The sequence below is a fragment of the Arsenicibacter rosenii genome, from assembly GCF_001870735.1.
Classification (GTDB): domain Bacteria; phylum Bacteroidota; class Bacteroidia; order Cytophagales; family Spirosomataceae; genus Arsenicibacter; species Arsenicibacter rosenii.
The window spans coordinates 107,455-125,200 of sequence record NZ_MORL01000010.1 but is presented as its reverse complement, the minus strand read 5'-3'; the positions used below and the strand labels follow the sequence as shown (position 1 = coordinate 125,200).

Here is a 17,746-nt window from a genome sequence, read left to right as displayed (position 1 = left end):
TTTGCATTGCAATATACAAGGAATGGACCGGAGCGCGCAGCCTCACCGGCTAATAGCCCGGCGACGTTCTTCCTTTCAGCTGCACATCACTCAACAAATCAATCACTCAACAAATCAACAAATCAGCCACTCAATCACTCAACCACTCAATCACTCAACAAATCAGCCACTCAACCACTCAATCATTTAATCATTTAATCATAGTAAATCATAGTCCATGAACCTGAATTTAACCGGAAAAACGGCGCTGGTGTGCGGTAGTACCCAGGGTATCGGCAAAGCCACGGCCATTGAACTGGCACTGCTGGGAGCCAATGTTACGCTACTGGCCCGTAATGAAGAAAGCCTTCGGCAAACGCTGACTGAACTGGACAGAAGCCAGGGACAGACCCACCGCTATGTGGTGGCCGACTTCAGCGAGGCAGGAGCCGTTAAAACCGCTCTTGACCGCTATCTGGCCGAACACCCGATGGTGCATATCCTGATCAACAACACCGGCGGACCAGCGGGCGGACCACTCATCGAGGCAACTGCCGACCAGTTTACGACCACATTTCACAACCACCTCGTCAATAACCAGACATTAGTGCAGGCGGTTTTTCCGTCGATGAAAAAAGCCGGTTTCGGGCGTATTGTGAACATCATCAGCACATCGGTGAAACAGCCGATCATCGGTCTGGGAGTATCCAATACCATTCGGGGAGCGGTGGCGCAATGGGCCAAAACCCTGTCGCTGGAGCTGGGGCAATACGGCATTACAGTGAACAATGTGTTGCCGGGCTCCACGGAGACCGACCGTATCGAATCACTGATTACGGCTCGGGCCAAAGCCGCTGACAAAAGCCGGGAAGAAATCCGGCAGCAAATGGAGCGGGAGATTCCGATTGGCCGCTTTGCAACCGCCGAAGAAGTAGCCGCGGCGGCCGCCTTTCTTTGTACACCGGCTGCTGCTTCTATCAGCGGGATCAATGTGCCGGTCGATGGCGGCAAAACGGGCGGGCTATAAAAACAAAGCCGCAGGGGTCACTCCTGCGGCTTTTATACGCTAAGCGGTTGTGCCTTCTTTCAGGCGTTCCGCGTTTTCGGCAATCCGGAGCTGCTCGATAAATTCGCCGATCTCCCCGTCCATCACCGAGGGCAGGTTATAGACCGTCAGGCCGATGCGATGATCGGTTACCCGGCTCTGCGGGTAATTATACGTCCGGATTTTATCCGAACGGTCGCCGCTGCCGACCATCGTTTTGCGTTGCGAGGCAATGGCGTCGTTGTGCTTCTGCAACTCAATTTCGTACAGCCGAGACCGCAATACCGTCATGGCCTTTTCGAGGTTTTTAAGCTGCGAACGTTCGTCCTGGCACTGCACGACCAGACCGGTTGGCAGGTGCGTCAGCCGAACGGCGGAATAGGTCGTGTTTACCGACTGACCACCCGCTCCCGACGAACAGAAGGTATCCTTCCGGATGTCGTTCATGTTCAGTTCCACGTCTACCTCCTCGGCTTCGGGCAACACAGCCACACTGGCCGCCGAGGTATGAATACGTCCCTGCGTCTCCGTCGCCGGTACCCGCTGTACGCGGTGAACCCCCGACTCAAACTTCAGTTTTCCATAGACATCTTCCCCTTCCACCTCGGTAACAATTTCCTTATAGCCGCCTGAGGTTCCCTCGGTATAATCAACGATTGACATCCGCCAACCCATTTTGTCGCAGAAACGCTGGTACATCCGGAAAATATCACCGGCAAAAATCGACGCTTCATCGCCACCGGTACCCGCCCGGATTTCGAGGATGACGTTTTTGCTGTCGTTCGGATCTTTCGGAATCAGCATTTCTTTCAGGACGTCCTCCATCGGTTCCCGGCGAGCCAGCAGCTCATCGAGTTCCATTTTGGCCATATCCCGAAATTCTTCGTCTTTTTCTGTGGCAATGATTTCCTTAGCGTTATCAATTTCCTGCAATAACTGTTTGTAATCCAGGTACTGATTAACGATTTTTTCAAGGTCTTTATATTCTTTGCTCAGCTTTACAAACCGCTTCTGGTCGGAGACCACTTCGGGCTGCACGATCTGCTGAGATACTTCGTCGAAGCGTTCGCGAATGGCTTCTAACTGGTCGAGCATAGTTGTATCGTAGACTTATTTTGCAAAAATACAAAATTCGTTCTGTACTACCTTTGTACTATTGCAGATAGGCAATTCTATAACCAGTAAGAACACGATGGATGTCACAATGTTCAGGTCGATTTTTCACGGATGCATCCTTGCCATGCTGATCATGGGGTGCAATCCTGACAACCGGATTCAGCAAACCCCGGCGCTGAAGCAGGAAATGATGGATAAAAAAATAAAGCGGATTACGAATGAAGAAATCAACATTACCGTTGATAGCTGGGGAAAACAAATCGCGTCTGTTGCCCAACAGGAGCTTACGGCCAGACTAAGCGCCAAACCCGCCGACATAGCGGGGCTGTGTACCCTTAGCGAACTGCCCAAAACCCGGGCGCTGGCCAAACGGTATGCCATTGACATCAATCTGCTCAGCGGAGCCGATGTGCAGAATACGAAGCTGCCGGCCAAAGAGCGTGAAGTACTCGACGCTTATCTGTATAACGCCGAGAACAAACTTGCTCAGCAGCCGAATATCCAGAAAGTCAACGACACGCTGTATGTCTACAATACGGCCGTCCCGACCGATAATGTGATTTGTCAGGCGTGCTTCGGCAACCAGAAACAGCCATTAGCGGTCTGGCGGCTGGTTTTTCACAAGAGGGAGGTTATCCGGCGGCTGAATCAGCCGAAGAAATAGCCGGAAAACAAGAAAGGCCAGCGTAAAATGCGCTGGCCTTTTCTGTTGTATGTCGTTTATTTACTTACAATTACAGCCTGAAATCAAGCTCAAATTATAGACTCGCTGACCGGGTGCGGCTTTGTTCGGGTCCTGCATGGTAGCACGGCCCAGAAAAATTTCATCCCCTGTCATATTAATCTGCGTAACGAAGTTATAACCATTTTCGGCATAGCGCAAGAGTACTGACGTCTGTTCGCCCGCCGCTGCATAAGGTTTTGTAGCCGCTACCAGAATCTGATCGCCCTTCACTACCGCCCGTACAAACGGTAACCCTCTCGTTTTCAGTTGATTTGCATTGTATTTATGCCAGGTCTGCCCGCCATCGTACGAACACTCAGTGTTTTGATTCAGGTAGGTTTCGCCGCCCGAGAACATATCACCATGGTGTTTGAACAGACGCCACAACCCATGAATGTAGTGTTCGTAGCAGGCATAGTTCCGGTCGTTGCCGATACCCACCTGAGCCGGATCTGTCGGCGTCGGCTGATTGGGTACCAGGTTGATGTGGTCATCCCAGAACAGAGCTCCGTGAGCACCGGTAAACCAGTAAAAGATCGCTAACCCTTCGGCAATGGCCGGTGGCGCCGGATGCTCAGCTTTCCCGCTATTGAGGTAATACGAGTCCTGGGTATTAAATAACCACTGCCAGGCAACCCGTTTTTTAGGCGACAAGGCCAAATTAACTTCCTGCTCCTGAAGAATGTGGGCTAACCAATGACGGTCACGGTCACCGGTATGCGTCGATGCAGAGCTGTAATCAAAGTCAGGGTAAACAAAGTACACCCCCGGCATCTGCATGGTAATATGGTCTGAAAATGAGGTTCCGACAATGTCGTCCGGCATCCCCCGTTCACGCGACGTAGCGGTGTGCTGGGCCGTATTTTTCCAGAGATAATCGGCCGGCAGGTAATAATCGCCGCCCGGCGATACGCCGTGGCCGTTTACCGGAACAGGCGCAATGGAAGCCGTTTCGGTCTGCGGACTAACTACCTCCTTCAGTGTTTTTGCCAGGTAGGTATACAGGTTCACTTGCTCCTGCCCCAGATCCGACGAAATTCCTTCATTTTCAATATCCAGAAAAATAGTCCCGAATGTACTTTTCTTGTTCACCGGATTACAGTCACCGAATACCTCGCACGATCCCTGAATGTCTGAGATAGCCTTATATAAGCTGTTTGAAGAGTTCGGATCACCGTCCGGACGCCGGTAATAGGTATTTGCCGCGTCCTGGCTGTTGCGCGCCCACTGAACCTGATAGGCATTTTCGCTGAAGTATTGCTGGTAGAGAATCCACGAACGCTGGCTTTGTGTCAGCCGACTCATCCAGCCTGCCGGCTTGGGATGAGCAGGGTCGTTGTTACATTCGTCAGGTACCATCCTTGACTTTTCAATGGCCGAGAAGCCCCGTTTAAAAAGCTTCTGCCAGTCACTATTGACATGCAGATTTCGTCCTGCCCCACAAAACGTAATTGCTTTCGTGACGGGTAACGTAAAATCATCCACAACATCAATATTCCAGAAACCTTTAATGGTTGTAGGTACAAATGACTTACGGGGAGTAGCGGCCAACGTCCCGGTAAGCTGTATCCCTGTTGCTGAGGCTGGCTTACTCAATGCTCCACTTTCCCGTGCCTCCATTCGCCCGGCCTGCACATGGGTTATACCCAATGTAGCAAGCAACATTACACCGTAGATTTGTCTCATTCGGGTCATCACGTTATAGTAATTATAGTTCATGGCGTAAACCATGTAGATTTTTCTCCCCACTATCGCGGAGAAGTTGAGTAAAAGGCTGCTGAGGAGGCTATCTCAATTTTCGGGCCAAAAACAACACATGAAAGAAAATTTTAATTTCTTTCAGCTTTTAGTTGTATTAATTGAGTTGCAGAGAGAGACGGATTGTCCGTTGGAGCATCAAAAGTATATAAATCCGTCGATTTTTTTAACGAAAGTCCCGTTAAATATGACTTATCGTAATATGAAAGAGCAATATCGGCAACAGTTGCATAATCGCGTGTGGTTATTGCGTCGATAGCTTCCTGAGTGGCTTTTCCACCCAGTCTTTTCTGAATACGGCGGGTAGCTTCAATAAGGGCAGCCGGTTCAATGCCTTCCCCGCTGTATTCACGGACCAGCCGGGCAATGCGTTCGTGCCGGGGGACCTCTACCACCACTGTTGGTGCGGCTTGCATCTGCAACCAGAGGGGGTACGGAATAAAGCAGGTACCAATGGTCCGGCTTTCGTCTTCGAGCCAGATCCGGCGGGCAGGATCCAGTTGGCGCCAGGCATCAAAAAGCTCATTTTCAAAATATTCAGATGATACTTGCGGCAACTGCCCGATCGCTCCGTAAGACGAGCCCTTGTGCCGCGCGATGGCTTCCAGATCGATCACCTGCTCTCCTTGCCGCGCGAGTTCTTTCAGAATGTCGGTTTTACCGGAGCCGGTTTTGCCGCCCAGAATCATCAGTTGCCGGGGCTGCGCAAATGCCGACAGCACCTCGCTGCGGTAGGCTTTGTAGCCGCCTTCGAGCGTACGGGCACGGATACCGGCCGTATTGAGCAGCCACGCAAACGATCCACTGCGCATCCCCCCCCGCCAGCAATGCACCAGCACCTCTTTCCCCTCCGGATTCAGCCTTCTGACTTGTTTGACAAAGCCAGCCAGCTTCGGGCCTACCAGTTCAAGACCGAGCAGGACCGCTGCATCTTTTCCGGCGTGTTTATACTTTGTTCCGACTTTGGCACGCTCGTCATTATCAAATAAAGGAATGTTGATGGCATGGGGTATGTGGGCATGGACATACTCTCCCGGCGACCGCACATCGATGACGGGCAGCCGGCCGGCTTCGTTCAGAAAATCAGCCACAGAGAGTTGTTTAGCCGTCATATACCTACTACGCCAGCTGACGTAAATACATCTGAATGGTATTTTCCAGACCGAAATAGAGCGCGTCGGCAATCAGGGCATGGCCGATTGATACTTCCAGAAGCCCCGGGATATGCTGTGCAAAATACTGTAGGTTTTCCAGACTCAGATCGTGCCCGGCATTCAGCCCGAGTCCGAGTTCCTGTGCTTTCTGTGCGGCTTTTACGAAGGGAGCAATAGCGGCTTCCCGATCGTCCGGATAATGGGTTGCGTAGGGCTCTGTGTATAATTCAATGCGGTCGGTACCAGTGGCTTTGGCGCCTTCCACCATGCGCTCATCGGCATCTACAAAAATCGACACCCGGATACCGTCGGCCTTGAACATATTGACGAGATCCGTCAGGTGCCCGCGGTGGGTGATGGTGTCCCAGCCGGCATTCGAGGTAATGGCGTCAACGGCATCAGGCACCAGCGTTACCTGCTCTGGCTTCACCCGTTTTACCAGCTCAATAAAGCGGTCATCGGGATTACCCTCAATATTAAATTCCGTCGTCACTACGTTTTTCAGCGCCAGCACATCCGCATACCGGATATGGCGTTCGTCAGGCCGCGGGTGTACGGTAATGCCTTGCGCACCGAACCGTTCGGCATCAATGGCTACCTGCACTACATCCGGATTATTTCCTCCGCGCGAATTACGGAGCGTAGCAATTTTATTGATATTAACACTGAGACGAGTCATTGAATAAGCTGTAATTGAATACCTGAATTACTCTGCCAAAATTAACCCCATTACACGAAATATGGTTCTCCCGCCGTTTTTCTTTCCTATGATCCGCTATCTGCTCCGCCATCTTCTTGCCATCGCCCTGGTGCTGCACGGCCTCTATGCATTCAGCCAGCCGCTTTACGCCCCGGCCAGTCGGCTGACGCTGACACCTGGTAAAGGCGGATTTTATCTTTATTGCTCCCTTATTCCTACCTTTGCACGAATTATCAATACACTATCTTTTACGAAATCATGTCCTTAAAACAACAAATTGACGCCGATATAAAAGAAGCCATGAAGGCTAAGGATCAGGACGGTCTGCGGGCTTTGCGGGCTATCAAGTCTTTGATTCTGCTGGAAGAAACAAAAGAAGGTGCAGGCGACGGCCTGAAACCGGAAGACGAAATCAAGCTGCTGACCAAAGCCGTGAAGCAACGGAAGGATTCGGCCGATGTTTTCCGTACGCAGGGTCGCGAAGACCTGTTAGCGAAGGAAGAAGCCGAAATTGCTATCATTGAAAAATACCTGCCCAAGCAGCTGACTGAAGACGAGCTGAAGGCTAAGTTACAGGAAATCATTGCCCGCGTCGGTGCTTCTGCGCCATCCGACATGGGCAAAGTGATGGGCGTCGCGACTAAAGAACTCGCCGGCCTCGCCGAAGGCAAAGCCATCTCTGCCACGGTGAAGCAGCTTTTACAATGAGTGATTGAGTGATTGAGCGTTGTTCTTCACTCAATCACTCATCCGCACATTCACTCATTGATGAAAACACTCGACATTCTTATATTGATTCCGTTGATATGGGGGGCCTGGAATGGATATCGTAAGGGGCTGCTGATCGAGATCATTGCCGTTATTGCGTTTGTGGTCGCCATGGTTGTGGGATTCAGGTTTCTGGGCTTCGGTATTGAGTTACTGTCTCCTTATATCAGTCGCGAACTGGCCCGCAAACTCCTGCCATGGCTGGGCTTTTCGGTTATCTTTTTTCCTACCGTGTTCATGATCAACCAAATGGGCTATTCGCTCCGGCAATCGCTGCGGTACACCCTGCTCGGTACCTTTGACAGTATCGTGGGGGCGGCCGTCGGGATTTTTACGTGGGTATTTGGAATTAGTGTGTTGTTTTGGTTGTTCAGCTACATGGGAGTCAAAATCCCTGCTAATCAGACACAAGGCACCTATCTGTATCCGGTCATCCGCCCCGTGGCACCGGCCGTCATGCGCAAAACCGCCGTCTGGGTACCGAAGGGACTGGAAGCAGGGAAAAAAATAAATGAGCGAATTAGTGATTGAGCGATTGAGCGGAACGGCATCGTTTTGTCTCACCAAATCACTCATTCACACAATCACTCAATCGTAATAATGAAGCAAGATATTCGCAAATTATCGGCGGTTCAGCTGAAAGACTGGTTTACGGCAAACGGAGAGCAAGGCTTTCGCGCCAAACAGGTGCACGAATGGTTGTGGAAAAAATCCGCTCAATCGTTCGACCAGATGACCAACCTGTCGAAAACAACCCGCGAAAAGCTGGACAGCCACTTTGATATACGCCCGCTCACGGTTGCTACTCAGCAGCGCAGTGCAGACGGCACCGTTAAATCGTCGTTCAGACTCTATGACGGCAACCTCGTCGAAGGCGTTCTGATTCCGGCACTCCGGGCTGACGATACCGACCGCATGACCGCCTGTGTATCGTCGCAGGTAGGTTGCTCGCTGACGTGCAAATTCTGCGCCACGGGCTACATGGATCGCAAACGCAACCTGGAAGCCTCCGAAATCTACGATCAGGTGGTGGCCATCGACCGGCAGGCCAACGAGTTTTATCAGGCCCCGCTGACCAACATTGTCTACATGGGCATGGGCGAACCACTCCTGAACTATAAAAACGTCATGGAGTCGGTCGACCGCATTACATCGCCCGACGGCCTGGGTATGTCGCCGAAGCGTATTACGGTTTCGACAGCAGGCATTGCGAAAATGATTAAACAACTCGGCGACGATCAGGTAAAGTTTAATCTGGCCCTGTCGCTGCATGCCGCCAATGACCAGAAACGCGACCAGATCATGCCGATCAACGAAAGCAACTCGCTGAAAAACCTGGCCGAGGCGCTGAATTATTTCTACCGCAAGACCGGTACCCGTGTAACCTTTGAGTATATCGTGTTCTATAATTTCAATGACACCCTGCAGGATGCGCGGGAATTGTGGGAGTTCACGAAGAAAGTACCGGCTAAGGTCAACATCATTGAGTACAATCCGATTGCTGAAGCCAGCTTTAAGAATACCGACCCGCAGACACTCGACAAATTCGCAGGTTTTCTGGAGCAGAAAGGCGTTACGGTGAATGTGCGCCGCAGCCGGGGTAAAGATATTGACGCAGCCTGCGGACAACTGGCCGGCAAATCCTGAGGCTATTTTTGTACGGGCGACCCCACGTGGTCGCCCTTTTTTTTTATTGGCCCACGTGACCGCCCATTTTTTATTCGCCACGTGACCGCCCATTTTTATCCCCGATCAGCAGCAACACCGTACGGGCGACCCCACGTGGTCGCCCCTTTTTATCCCCCGATCAGCAGCAACACCGTACGGGCGACCCCACGTGGTCGCCCTTTTTTTTTATTCGCCCACGTGGTCGCCCCTTTTTTTATTGGCCCACGTGACCGCCCCTTTTTTTTATTCGCCCACGTGGTCGCCCTTTTTTTTATCCCCCGATCAGCAAGAACGGTCAGGGCATAACCCACCAGGGCGACCACGTGGGGTCGCCCCTACTTAACAATTTCTTAACATGGGGCTTAAAAGATTGGCTTACCTTTGCGGTATAATCGCCTGTCAGTAGGATAGGCTTTGAACTACAGAAGAATACCTCCAATGTTTGGTCTAGAAACAGACGTTTTCATCCTTCTTTTTATTAGCCTGTTCGCGGCTTGTGCTTTTGAATTTGTAAATGGTTTTCACGATACAGCGAATGCGGTTGCTACCGTTATTTATACCAATTCGTTAAAACCAACCGTTGCGGTAGTATGGTCAGGCATGTGGAACTTCATCGGCGTACTCCTCGGAGGGATCGGTGTCGCCATGGGTATTGTCAACCTGCTCCCTGTCGAACTCCTTGTTGATCAAAACGTTTATCATAGCATTGCCATGGTGTTGGCCCTCCTGCTGAGTGCCATTATCTGGAACGTAGGGACCTGGTACTTCGGGCTGCCAAGCTCCAGCTCCCACACCCTGATCGGATCGATCCTCGGGGTAGGTTTAGCCTTCTCTACGTTCCCTGAAAACACCTCAGGATCAGCCGTTAACTGGGACAAAGCGATCGAAACATTCGAGGCTTTACTGCTCTCACCGATGATTGGCTTCAGCCTTGTGATCATTCTGATGTTCCTGCTCCGCCGGCTGACGCCTCAGGAAAGCAAAGATGCGCTTTTCAAGGAGCCTAAGAAAAATTCACCGCCGCCAATCTGGATCCGTGGTATCCTGATCATTACGTGTACGCTGGTTAGCTACTTTCACGGCAACAACGACGGTCAGAAAGGTGTGGGCCTGATCATGTTGATTCTGATCGGTATCACCCCGACATTCTTTGCGCTCAATAACAGTAAGAATCCGCTGGAGATGCGGGAGAATACCGTACGCATTGAGCAGATTATCAATAAAATTGACTCGTCACGCCTATCTGATCAGGACCGGAAACGCCTGTCGGAGACACGCAAAGAACTGGCTGAGCTAAATAAAACGCTTTCAGAACCGATGGAAGACGGCAAGTTACCGGCCGCCAAACGTCTGGGTGTGCGCCGCGATCTGCTGCTGATCAACAACAACGTCAAGAAGATTCTGGACAGCGGCGAAGCCTCTCTGACCAAAACCGAGGTTGACGACCTGAAGGCAAACCTTGACGAAAAAACCGGTCTGCGCCGGTATACCGACTATGCACCGACGTGGGTAATCCTGATGATTGCCTTGTCGCTGGGCTTAGGAACGATGGTTGGCTGGCGCCGGATTGTGGTGACTGTCGGTGAAAAGATTGGTAAGCAGCACCTGACCTATGCGCAGGGAGCTTCGGCCGAGCTGGTTGCCGCGAGTACCATCGGTATTGCTTCAGCCCTGAAAGTGCCGGTTAGTACTACACACATTCTGTCATCGGGAATCGCAGGCAGTATGGTGGCTAATAAAGGTATCAAAAACCTACAGGCAGGTACCGTTAAGAACATTGCGCTGGCGTGGGTGCTGACCCTACCGGTTTCTGTACTGCTTTCGTTTACGCTCTTCCTGCTGCTGCGCTGGTTACTATAAGCATCAGCAGTAGCTTATATCCATAACGAAAAAGGCGCTCATCACACGATTGAGCGCCTTTTTCGTTATTTGTTCACCCATTCGGGGGCGTCCTGTTCGATGGCGCTCCGGACCCTCGCCACAATATCGTCTACGCTATCGTCCGGACTAATGTGCATCGGGGCTTTAAACCGGACTGTCAGCAGCGTATTGCGTTTTTTAAACCGCAATCCCTTTTTGTCGAATGCACGCCGGAAGCCGTTGATGACGATCGGCACCACAATCGGATGATGATCTTTGATCAGGTGGCCGGTACCTTTTCGTATCGGTGCATACGGGCTGGTTGTGCCTTGCGGAAAGCTCACTACCCAGCCATGTTCCAGTGCCCTGTTTACTTTGTCACCGGCTGAGGTGTCGACCGCCCGCTTTACATCACGGCCGTCGGCCCGCCACGAACGTTCGACCGTCAGGGCACCGCCCATGGCAAACAGACGCGACAAAATATCTTTTTTCATGGTTTCCGACGCGGCAACAAAGTAATTCCTTGCCCGTGGTCCGAACAGATAAATCGGTGGAAGCATCGTATTCTGAAAGCCCCATTTTACCGCACAAAAAATATGATAGAAGGCAATGACGTCAGCGAAATACGTCTGGTGGTTCGACAGAAACAGAACGTTATTGATCGGCAGGTTTTCCAGATGCTCGGTACCCTCAATCTGAATCCGGTTTACTACCGTGTACCGCGCATAGGTAAACCAGCCAATAATGCAGATCAGTATTCGCTTCACCAGCAACGAATTACCGAAAGGGTCACATTCAAACAGGCCCAATATATCCAGCCAGGCCAGAAACCGGGGCAGATAGCTATATTTTGTTGGCTTTGTGTACTTCATCACGATTAAACGGGAGGCTTCTTTAGTAAAGCTACAACTACTTTACAATGTTTTCAACAAATAGTGCAATACACCAAAAAAGGAATGTAAACGGTTCAAAAAAATATTTCCTGCCTGATTAATCCTTTTGGCTGCTTCTGCATCCAAGCATTACAAACAACAACTACTGCATGGCACAAGCTGTACTTTTTTACAAATGACTTTTACAATCAATCTTTTTTTTGACTACCATGAAACGAATTGTTTTCGCACTTGTATCAGCTTGTAGCTTTTTCCTGTTTCATACTGCCTCTGCACAGGTTGAACTGGGTTTCCGCGGGGGTGCCCACTGGGGTACTGTTTCCAAGCCATCTTCCTTCGATAGCTTCACCCCTGAATTCAAGCTGGCAGCAGGTCCGCAGGGCGCCGTTTTTCTGAACATACCTCTGAGCGACTACGTATCATTCCGGCCGGAACTGGCTTATGTCCAGAAGGGACTTATGATGCGCGAAGGCCTTAATCTGAACCTTGGCGGGATACCGCTTCCTTTGGGAGCACGGATTAACTTCCAGACCAAAAATATTGAATTACCGCTGCTGGCCCAAATTAACCTTAGCGACGGTGCCATTCAGCCCTATATCATTGCCGGTCCGTCAATCGCCTATGCCGTTGACAGCAAGGTTCGTACCCGCGCCGAGGCGCTGTTTGTGTCAAAACCAATTGATCTGGATGTGCCACTGGGTGGTGTGATGCAGCGGTGGGATTTCAGTGCCGTAGGCGGTCTGGGCTTAGCCGCTCCGGTTGGTGCCGGTAAGCTGATTCTGGAAGGACGCTATACCCATGGCTTCACCCGTCAGGTAAACGTACCGGTGGTGCAGTTGCCGGTTCGTAACCGCGGTGTCAGTGTATCACTGGGCTATTCATTCCCGATCGGCGGATATTAAGATTTTTCATTGACTGTTTTTGTTGAACCTACGAACTAGAAGCAGAAAAGCCGGCCCTTATCGAGGCCGGCTTTTTTTATATCAGCGAAAGATCCGTTTCAGGTCCAGTCGTATATCCAGTATCTCGTCGTAAAGTTCATTCTGCATATACGTTTTGTAAGTGTGCTTGTCCGAGAAAACATGGATCATTTGAAACGTTGGAATCACAATCCAGCAAGATTTTATCCCGAAAGAAAAATAAGTCTCCATCTTGTCAACCAGCTCCTGATTACCCTGAGTAGGCGATAGTATTTCGGCAATACCTAACGGCGGCTCTTTTACTTTGATTTCATCTTCCAGCCAATCAGATTCCTTTACCGCAAACAGTGCAATATCCGGAACTAAAGGCCGTGATGGAATATCAAGGCTAACTTCGGTCAGAATATCGAAGCGATCTTCGTATAAATCGCCAATCGCTTTGGATATCCGATACTGAAGTTTTCCGTGGTTCTTGCTTGGCATATGTTTATCCCGTTCCAGTTCATACTCCGACAATTCCCTGATCACTTCCATACCGTCTTTTTGGTTGATTACTTAAATTTAACCCTTTCCGTTAAACTTCGTTTTGCCGGCATCAAGAAACTGCACGAAGTTGTTGATGTCGCGGTCGTAGTTTTTAGGCGCCACCAGCAGTTTACCCTCGTGGTCGACCAGGCAATAGTGCGGCTGGGCGTTGTTGTTGTATTTTACAATCTGTAAATCACCGTTCTGGGCACCAATTGTTGTCTTTTGCTTTTGATCGTAGGTCGAGGTATACCAGTCGCTTTCGGGCAATTCGGTCTTATCATCGACATACAATGCCACAACCACATAGTCCTCTTTGAGCCGGCTCAGTACCTGCGGATCCGACCACACACGGGCTTCCATTTCGCGGCAGTTTACGCAACCGTGTCCGGTAAAATCAATGAACACCGGCTTGTTCACCTTTTTAGCGTAGGCCAGGGCCTGCTTGTAGTCGAAAAAGCCTTGTAAACCGTGCGGCAAGTGAAACAGATCGCCGTATTTCGGTTTTTCACCCAGCGCATTAGCCGGTTCCGATGCCGCTGAGCCGCCCGCTGTCAGTTTAAAATCCTGCGAGGCTTCCGGCGGCAAGTACCCTGAGAGGGCCTTCAACGGCGCGCCCCACAGACCCGGTACCATGTAAACGACAAACGCAAACGTAATAATCGCCATCAGCAGGCGCGGCACACTCACCGATTTGGTTTCAGAGTCGTGCGGCAGGCGGATTTTACCAAGCAGATAAAATCCAATCAGCGAGAAAATAACAATCCAGAACGCCAGGAATACCTCACGGTCTAGCAGCCCCCAATGATACACCTGATCGGCAATACTCAGAAATTTGAGCGCCAGCGCCAGTTCGAGGAAACCCAGGAGAACTTTCACCGAATTTAACCATCCGCCCGATTTCGGCAGGCTTTTCAGCCACTGCGGAAAGGCCGCAAACAACGTAAACGGAATGGCAAACGCCGACGAAAACGCCATCATACCGACAATCGGCTTGACCACTTCGCCACCGGCCGAGGCCACCAAAAGGCTCCCCACAATCGGACCGGTGCAGGAAAATGACACCAGCACCAGCGTAAAGGCCATGAAGAAAATCCCCATCAGCCCGCCTTTTTCGGCTTTGGCATCGGCACTGTTGACCAGGCTATGTGGTAATACGATTTCGAACAGCCCAAGGAACGAAAGCCCGAACGTAAAGAAGATGGCAAAGAACAGAATATTCGGTACCCAGTGGGTGCTCAGAAAGTTGGCAAACGCCGGTCCGTTGATGCGGGAAACCAGCGTGCCGATCAGTACGTAAATCCCGATAATCGAAGCCCCGTAGATAATGGCTTTCCAGCGACCACCTTTCTGATGGGTGAAATAACTAACTGTCATCGGAATAATCGGGAATACGCACGGGGTCAGTAATGCAACCAGACCCGAGAGGAAGGCCGCAATGATGAACCCAAGCATCGAATCACCCTCTGTTCCGGCGGCGGTTTCGGCAGCAATACCCGTAATTGATTCCGGTGCAGGCGCAACGGATTCGGTTACTGTATCAGTACTTGTTGTGGCAGCAACCGCTTCAGGTGCCGTTGTCGCACTTACGGCTGTGGCTGATACCGGTGTACTCACCGAAGCCGAAGCAGTCGTGGCAGTGGCCGGCACAGTAGCGGCGGCGGTCGTTTTTATTGTCAGCGAAAAGTCATCACTTACCTGCACACATTTTCCGTCAGTATCCGTACATGCCTGCCCTTCTATAGTGCCTGATATACCAGGATTGTCCTTAATTACTCTGATTTTCTGAATAAATACCGCCGGACGTGGCATCATGTACACATCTCCCTCAAATACTTCTTCGTATTTCGTTTTGGCACCGATTGGTTTCAGCTTGCCAACTACTTCATACCCTTCATTTTTCTTAAACGAAACGGTGGTAGCAATTGGCCCGAACTCCATTTTGGGATTTGATTCTGAAGAGTACATATGCCAGCCCTCCTGCACGTTTGCGGTAAGGTATAACTCCACCACATCACCCACCCTGGCAGTTGCAGGCTTTATAGTATAGTTCCATGACGGAACGGGCTTGGCAATACCCGATTGTCCGGGCACCCCAAACTGGGCATAAACACTCAGATTCAGCAGGAAGATTGCGCAGAGCGCCAGTATTCGTTTCATAAATGTTATGTACAGGTTCACGTAAGGGACAGTACTTTGGGTATAACAGAATCGTTGCAAAAATATTTCCAAACTACCGCAGATGTTTTCGTGACTGGTTCGTGATTGTTGAAAACAGATGCACAAAGATGGTCGATCGGCTCATAACTTCATACGCAAATCTTTGGCCAACCGCTCTCATTAACATCCTGATAACAAAAACACCGCCCCGACATCGTGGTCAGGGCGGTGTAACAACAACCAACCTATATTAATTTTTATTCACTCGAATAGTCTAAAAACAAGCCTTTTCAGTAATACTACTATATATCGCTGTTTAATTACTGATTTTTTCGTTAAAAAGGCTATTCCAACGTTAAGAACAACTATATAAAACCGGGTTCAGGTCGCTTTCCGGCCTGCTGCCAACCGGGTAAGACCCTAGCCAGGTCTCCCAGTCAGCCTGCTGAAACTGATTCCGGGGGTGCATAATGGTCTGGTTCTGGTCCATATAAATCATAGTCATCACTTTGCGGGGGGCTGCTGAGGTATTTGGCCCTGCCCGGTGAAACGTCCACCCGGCATGGTAACTGACTTCGCCCAGATCGAAAGGCGTATCGTACATCTCGAAGTTCATGCGCTGCAGTTCATCTGACAAAAGCCGCTCGCTCTCGTCACTGATTTCGATATCGCGGCCGATTTCGACATGCTGACTGCGGGCAGCAAATGCCAGTGGTCCCATGTTCATCGGTGTTTCCTGCAATGGAATCCAGACGGTTATGGTTTTCGGGCTTGCCAGGGGCCAGTAAAACTGATCGGCATGCCAGGGCGTAAGGCCACCGGATGGCTCCTTGTACAGCGCCTGATCGTGGTAAAGCCGGACACCGCTGACATCCATCAAATCAGCGGCAATCTGTGCCAGCCGACGGGAAAAGACAAACTCTTTTATCTCGTCGTTTTCACGCCATAAGTTCATGATCTGGAGAAAAGCGCGCTCATAAGTCGTGCGCTCCTCCATGGGTTTTGTCAGCGTATTTAATTTGATAACCCATTCAGTAATCAGATTGCCATAGTAGTCCAGCACTTCAGGCGATAACACGTGCTTTAGTTTAATAAAGCCATATTCCTGATAAAAGGCCCGTTGTTCGGGTGTGACCGCAAAAGGTTCGGCCAGCTGGTGTAAAAGCGATGATTTGTCTATGGCAGTCAGCATGATGATAAAAGTTAAACTATTTCTTTATTTACTGTTACAAAAATGCGGGCTTAGTTCTTGACAAACGTTCAGATTATTTGCTTATTTGTATGTTTTTTTGACGCCTATACCTTAACAACTTTCTCCTTTCGATCAATAAAGTACATTTTATTGCCATTACGTTATGAAAGCATTATTTGAGAAGGTCAGCATTGCCGACCGGGAATCGTTACTCACCAAACATGTCTGCATCAATCGTTTCAATGTTCCCTGGCATTATCATCCCGAGTACGAATTAACGTACATTGTCCGCAGTAGCGGAAAACGGTTTGTTGGTGACCACGTCGGTGATTTTGTGCCCGGCGACCTGGTCCTGCTCGGCCCGAACCTACCCCACTTCTGGCGTAACGACGAAGACCAGCCCGAGTTTCTGACCTCCGAAGCCTATGTCGTTCAGTTCAGCCCCAACCTCGATAATGCCCTTTTCCGGACGCTTCCGGAAGCAGACCGCATTATGCAGATGCTGCACCGCGCGAAATATGGCATCCAGTTCAGCGAGGAGTTTCAGCAGCGCGTTGGCCGGAAAATGGAACGGCTTCTGACGCGCACCGGTATGGAGCGCATCATCGACTGGCTCCAGATTCTGAATGAGCTCAGCTACGATACCGAAGCCGTATTACTGGCAAGCGATAGTTATCAGCTTTCGCCGAACGAAGCAGAGACCGAACGGATGAAGCGCGTACTGGAACACATGCTGCATCATTTCCGGAAAGAAATCCGGATCGACGAAATTGCTTCAATCGCCGGTATGGCGCCGGCTGCCTTCTGCCGGTATTTCCGTAAACGCACCAACAAATCGTTTGTCGAGTACCTCAATGAACTGCGGATCAGCCATGCCCGCAAACTGTTGACCCAGGCCGATATGAGTGTCGGGCAGGTTGGTCTGGAGTGTGGCTTCAATAATATATCTCATTTTCACCGGCAGTTCCGGCAACAGACCGGTACAACTCCGCTGAAATACCAGACACTATACCGCGATAAAGAGGTTCCGGTACTGGCGGAGGAAGAAATGTATTAAAATACGGGTAATACCCTCGGCTGTTTCAGGCAGGATCTCCGCTTCAGGCACTGATCCTGCCTGATTTTTTTTACTTGTCGGACTGTCCACCCGCCTGGTATGCTGTGCTGTACCACAAAATGCCGTACCTTTGCAGCAAAAATAGTTGGCCACGCAATGTGGCCGGGGAATTATCCATCCGGCTGATCAGCGGTCAACGGTTCAATTTTACCAAACGGAGTTCACTA

General features: G+C 50.5%; 17 protein-coding genes. 9 read left to right on the top strand and 8 right to left on the bottom strand.

The features are described 5' to 3' along the window. Nucleotides 1-217: 217 nt before the first annotated feature. The gene (locus tag BLX24_RS18560; protein WP_071504683.1) at nucleotides 218-1,006 is read left to right on the top strand and encodes an SDR family oxidoreductase; all 789 of its coding nucleotides are present in this window, start codon (nucleotides 218-220) and stop codon (nucleotides 1,004-1,006) included. Between the two features lie 39 nt (nucleotides 1,007-1,045). On the opposite strand, the gene prfA is transcribed toward BLX24_RS18560, so the two are convergent. After that, entirely contained in the window at nucleotides 1,046-2,119 is a 1,074-nt protein-coding gene (gene prfA / locus BLX24_RS18555) for a peptide chain release factor 1 (protein WP_071504682.1), read from the bottom strand. A gap of 97 nt (nucleotides 2,120-2,216) precedes the next feature. On the opposite strand from prfA, the gene BLX24_RS18550 reads away from it, so the two are divergent. After that, complete coding sequence (locus tag BLX24_RS18550; RefSeq protein ID WP_071504681.1) at nucleotides 2,217-2,804, top strand: hypothetical protein; 588 nt, start codon at nucleotides 2,217-2,219, stop codon at nucleotides 2,802-2,804. A gap of 60 nt (nucleotides 2,805-2,864) precedes the next feature. Here BLX24_RS18550 and BLX24_RS18545 read toward each other — a convergent pair whose 3' ends face one another. The 3 genes from BLX24_RS18545 to BLX24_RS18535 form a co-directional block, all read right to left on the bottom strand. Further along, nucleotides 2,865-4,550 (bottom strand): hypothetical protein, encoded by a 1,686-nt coding sequence (locus BLX24_RS18545; protein ID WP_177225869.1) that lies wholly within the window; start codon nucleotides 4,548-4,550, stop codon nucleotides 2,865-2,867. Between the two features lie 143 nt (nucleotides 4,551-4,693). After that, a complete protein-coding gene (mnmH, locus tag BLX24_RS18540) occupies nucleotides 4,694-5,734 on the bottom strand; it encodes a tRNA 2-selenouridine(34) synthase MnmH (protein ID WP_071504679.1) in 1,041 nt (346 codons plus the stop codon). Between the two features lie 7 nt (nucleotides 5,735-5,741). Continuing rightward, a complete protein-coding gene (locus tag BLX24_RS18535) occupies nucleotides 5,742-6,455 on the bottom strand; it encodes a pyridoxine 5'-phosphate synthase (RefSeq protein ID WP_071504678.1) in 714 nt (237 codons plus the stop codon). Between the two features lie 88 nt (nucleotides 6,456-6,543). Between BLX24_RS18535 and BLX24_RS18530 the strand changes: the two genes are divergently transcribed. From BLX24_RS18530 to BLX24_RS18510, 5 genes are all read left to right on the top strand, one after another. Then, entirely contained in the window at nucleotides 6,544-6,744 is a 201-nt protein-coding gene (locus BLX24_RS18530) for a hypothetical protein (protein WP_143092713.1), read from the top strand. Next, a complete protein-coding gene (locus BLX24_RS18525; protein ID WP_071504676.1) occupies nucleotides 6,735-7,184 on the top strand; it encodes a GatB/YqeY domain-containing protein in 450 nt (149 codons plus the stop codon). Before BLX24_RS18530 ends, BLX24_RS18525 begins: the two co-directional genes overlap by 10 nt. A gap of 60 nt (nucleotides 7,185-7,244) precedes the next feature. Next, nucleotides 7,245-7,775: a CvpA family protein gene (locus BLX24_RS18520; protein WP_071504675.1), complete on the top strand. Its 531-nt coding sequence runs from the start codon at nucleotides 7,245-7,247 to the stop codon at nucleotides 7,773-7,775. Nucleotides 7,776-7,844: 69 nt separating this feature from the next. Then, nucleotides 7,845-8,891 (top strand): dual-specificity RNA methyltransferase RlmN, encoded by a 1,047-nt coding sequence (rlmN, locus tag BLX24_RS18515; RefSeq protein ID WP_071504674.1) that lies wholly within the window; start codon nucleotides 7,845-7,847, stop codon nucleotides 8,889-8,891. Nucleotides 8,892-9,350: 459 nt separating this feature from the next. Beyond that, nucleotides 9,351-10,772 (top strand): inorganic phosphate transporter, encoded by a 1,422-nt coding sequence (locus BLX24_RS18510; RefSeq protein WP_071504673.1) that lies wholly within the window; start codon nucleotides 9,351-9,353, stop codon nucleotides 10,770-10,772. A gap of 65 nt (nucleotides 10,773-10,837) precedes the next feature. Here the strand turns inward: BLX24_RS18510 and BLX24_RS18505 are convergent, their stop codons facing one another. After that, nucleotides 10,838-11,644 carry a lysophospholipid acyltransferase family protein gene (locus BLX24_RS18505; RefSeq protein WP_071504672.1) on the bottom strand — a complete coding sequence of 269 codons (807 nt, stop codon included), beginning with the start codon at nucleotides 11,642-11,644 and terminating at the stop codon, nucleotides 10,838-10,840. A gap of 230 nt (nucleotides 11,645-11,874) precedes the next feature. On the opposite strand from BLX24_RS18505, the gene BLX24_RS18500 reads away from it, so the two are divergent. Beyond that, the gene (locus tag BLX24_RS18500) at nucleotides 11,875-12,567 is read left to right on the top strand and encodes a porin family protein (protein WP_071504671.1); all 693 of its coding nucleotides are present in this window, start codon (nucleotides 11,875-11,877) and stop codon (nucleotides 12,565-12,567) included. A gap of 81 nt (nucleotides 12,568-12,648) precedes the next feature. Here the strand turns inward: BLX24_RS18500 and BLX24_RS18495 are convergent, their stop codons facing one another. The 3 genes from BLX24_RS18495 to BLX24_RS18485 all read right to left on the bottom strand — a co-directional run bounded on the left by BLX24_RS18495 (nucleotide 12,649) and on the right by BLX24_RS18485 (nucleotide 16,462). Further along, the gene (locus BLX24_RS18495) at nucleotides 12,649-13,119 is read right to left on the bottom strand and encodes a Uma2 family endonuclease (RefSeq protein WP_071504670.1); all 471 of its coding nucleotides are present in this window, start codon (nucleotides 13,117-13,119) and stop codon (nucleotides 12,649-12,651) included. A gap of 27 nt (nucleotides 13,120-13,146) precedes the next feature. Then, nucleotides 13,147-15,270: a protein-disulfide reductase DsbD family protein gene (locus tag BLX24_RS18490; protein WP_071504669.1), complete on the bottom strand. Its 2,124-nt coding sequence runs from the start codon at nucleotides 15,268-15,270 to the stop codon at nucleotides 13,147-13,149. Between the two features lie 355 nt (nucleotides 15,271-15,625). Then, nucleotides 15,626-16,462, bottom strand: coding sequence for a phytanoyl-CoA dioxygenase family protein (locus tag BLX24_RS18485; protein WP_071504668.1), 837 nt, complete (start codon nucleotides 16,460-16,462; stop codon nucleotides 15,626-15,628). A gap of 163 nt (nucleotides 16,463-16,625) precedes the next feature. Between BLX24_RS18485 and BLX24_RS18480 the strand changes: the two genes are divergently transcribed. Then, nucleotides 16,626-17,519: a helix-turn-helix domain-containing protein gene (locus BLX24_RS18480; RefSeq protein WP_071504667.1), complete on the top strand. Its 894-nt coding sequence runs from the start codon at nucleotides 16,626-16,628 to the stop codon at nucleotides 17,517-17,519. Nucleotides 17,520-17,746: the final 227 nt, after the last annotated feature.

What these genes read in the sequence shown, in the direction of transcription:
- BLX24_RS18560 (WP_071504683.1), top strand. Translation starts at nt 218, where the DNA reads ATGAACCTGAATTTAACCGGAAAAACGGCGCTGGTGTGCGGTAGTACC.
- prfA (WP_071504682.1), bottom strand. Translation starts at nt 2,119, where the DNA reads ATGCTCGACCAGTTAGAAGCCATTCGCGAACGCTTCGACGAAGTATCT.
- BLX24_RS18550 (WP_071504681.1), top strand. Translation starts at nt 2,217, where the DNA reads ATGGATGTCACAATGTTCAGGTCGATTTTTCACGGATGCATCCTTGCC.
- BLX24_RS18545 (WP_177225869.1), bottom strand. Translation starts at nt 4,550, where the DNA reads ATGAGACAAATCTACGGTGTAATGTTGCTTGCTACATTGGGTATAACC.
- mnmH (WP_071504679.1), bottom strand. Translation starts at nt 5,734, where the DNA reads ATGACGGCTAAACAACTCTCTGTGGCTGATTTTCTGAACGAAGCCGGC.
- BLX24_RS18535 (WP_071504678.1), bottom strand. Translation starts at nt 6,455, where the DNA reads ATGACTCGTCTCAGTGTTAATATCAATAAAATTGCTACGCTCCGTAAT.
- BLX24_RS18530 (WP_143092713.1), top strand. Translation starts at nt 6,544, where the DNA reads ATGATCCGCTATCTGCTCCGCCATCTTCTTGCCATCGCCCTGGTGCTG.
- BLX24_RS18525 (WP_071504676.1), top strand. Translation starts at nt 6,735, where the DNA reads ATGTCCTTAAAACAACAAATTGACGCCGATATAAAAGAAGCCATGAAG.
- BLX24_RS18520 (WP_071504675.1), top strand. Translation starts at nt 7,245, where the DNA reads ATGAAAACACTCGACATTCTTATATTGATTCCGTTGATATGGGGGGCC.
- rlmN (WP_071504674.1), top strand. Translation starts at nt 7,845, where the DNA reads ATGAAGCAAGATATTCGCAAATTATCGGCGGTTCAGCTGAAAGACTGG.
- BLX24_RS18510 (WP_071504673.1), top strand. Translation starts at nt 9,351, where the DNA reads ATGTTTGGTCTAGAAACAGACGTTTTCATCCTTCTTTTTATTAGCCTG.
- BLX24_RS18505 (WP_071504672.1), bottom strand. Translation starts at nt 11,644, where the DNA reads ATGAAGTACACAAAGCCAACAAAATATAGCTATCTGCCCCGGTTTCTG.
- BLX24_RS18500 (WP_071504671.1), top strand. Translation starts at nt 11,875, where the DNA reads ATGAAACGAATTGTTTTCGCACTTGTATCAGCTTGTAGCTTTTTCCTG.
- BLX24_RS18495 (WP_071504670.1), bottom strand. Translation starts at nt 13,119, where the DNA reads ATGGAAGTGATCAGGGAATTGTCGGAGTATGAACTGGAACGGGATAAA.
- BLX24_RS18490 (WP_071504669.1), bottom strand. Translation starts at nt 15,270, where the DNA reads ATGAAACGAATACTGGCGCTCTGCGCAATCTTCCTGCTGAATCTGAGT.
- BLX24_RS18485 (WP_071504668.1), bottom strand. Translation starts at nt 16,462, where the DNA reads ATGCTGACTGCCATAGACAAATCATCGCTTTTACACCAGCTGGCCGAA.
- BLX24_RS18480 (WP_071504667.1), top strand. Translation starts at nt 16,626, where the DNA reads ATGAAAGCATTATTTGAGAAGGTCAGCATTGCCGACCGGGAATCGTTA.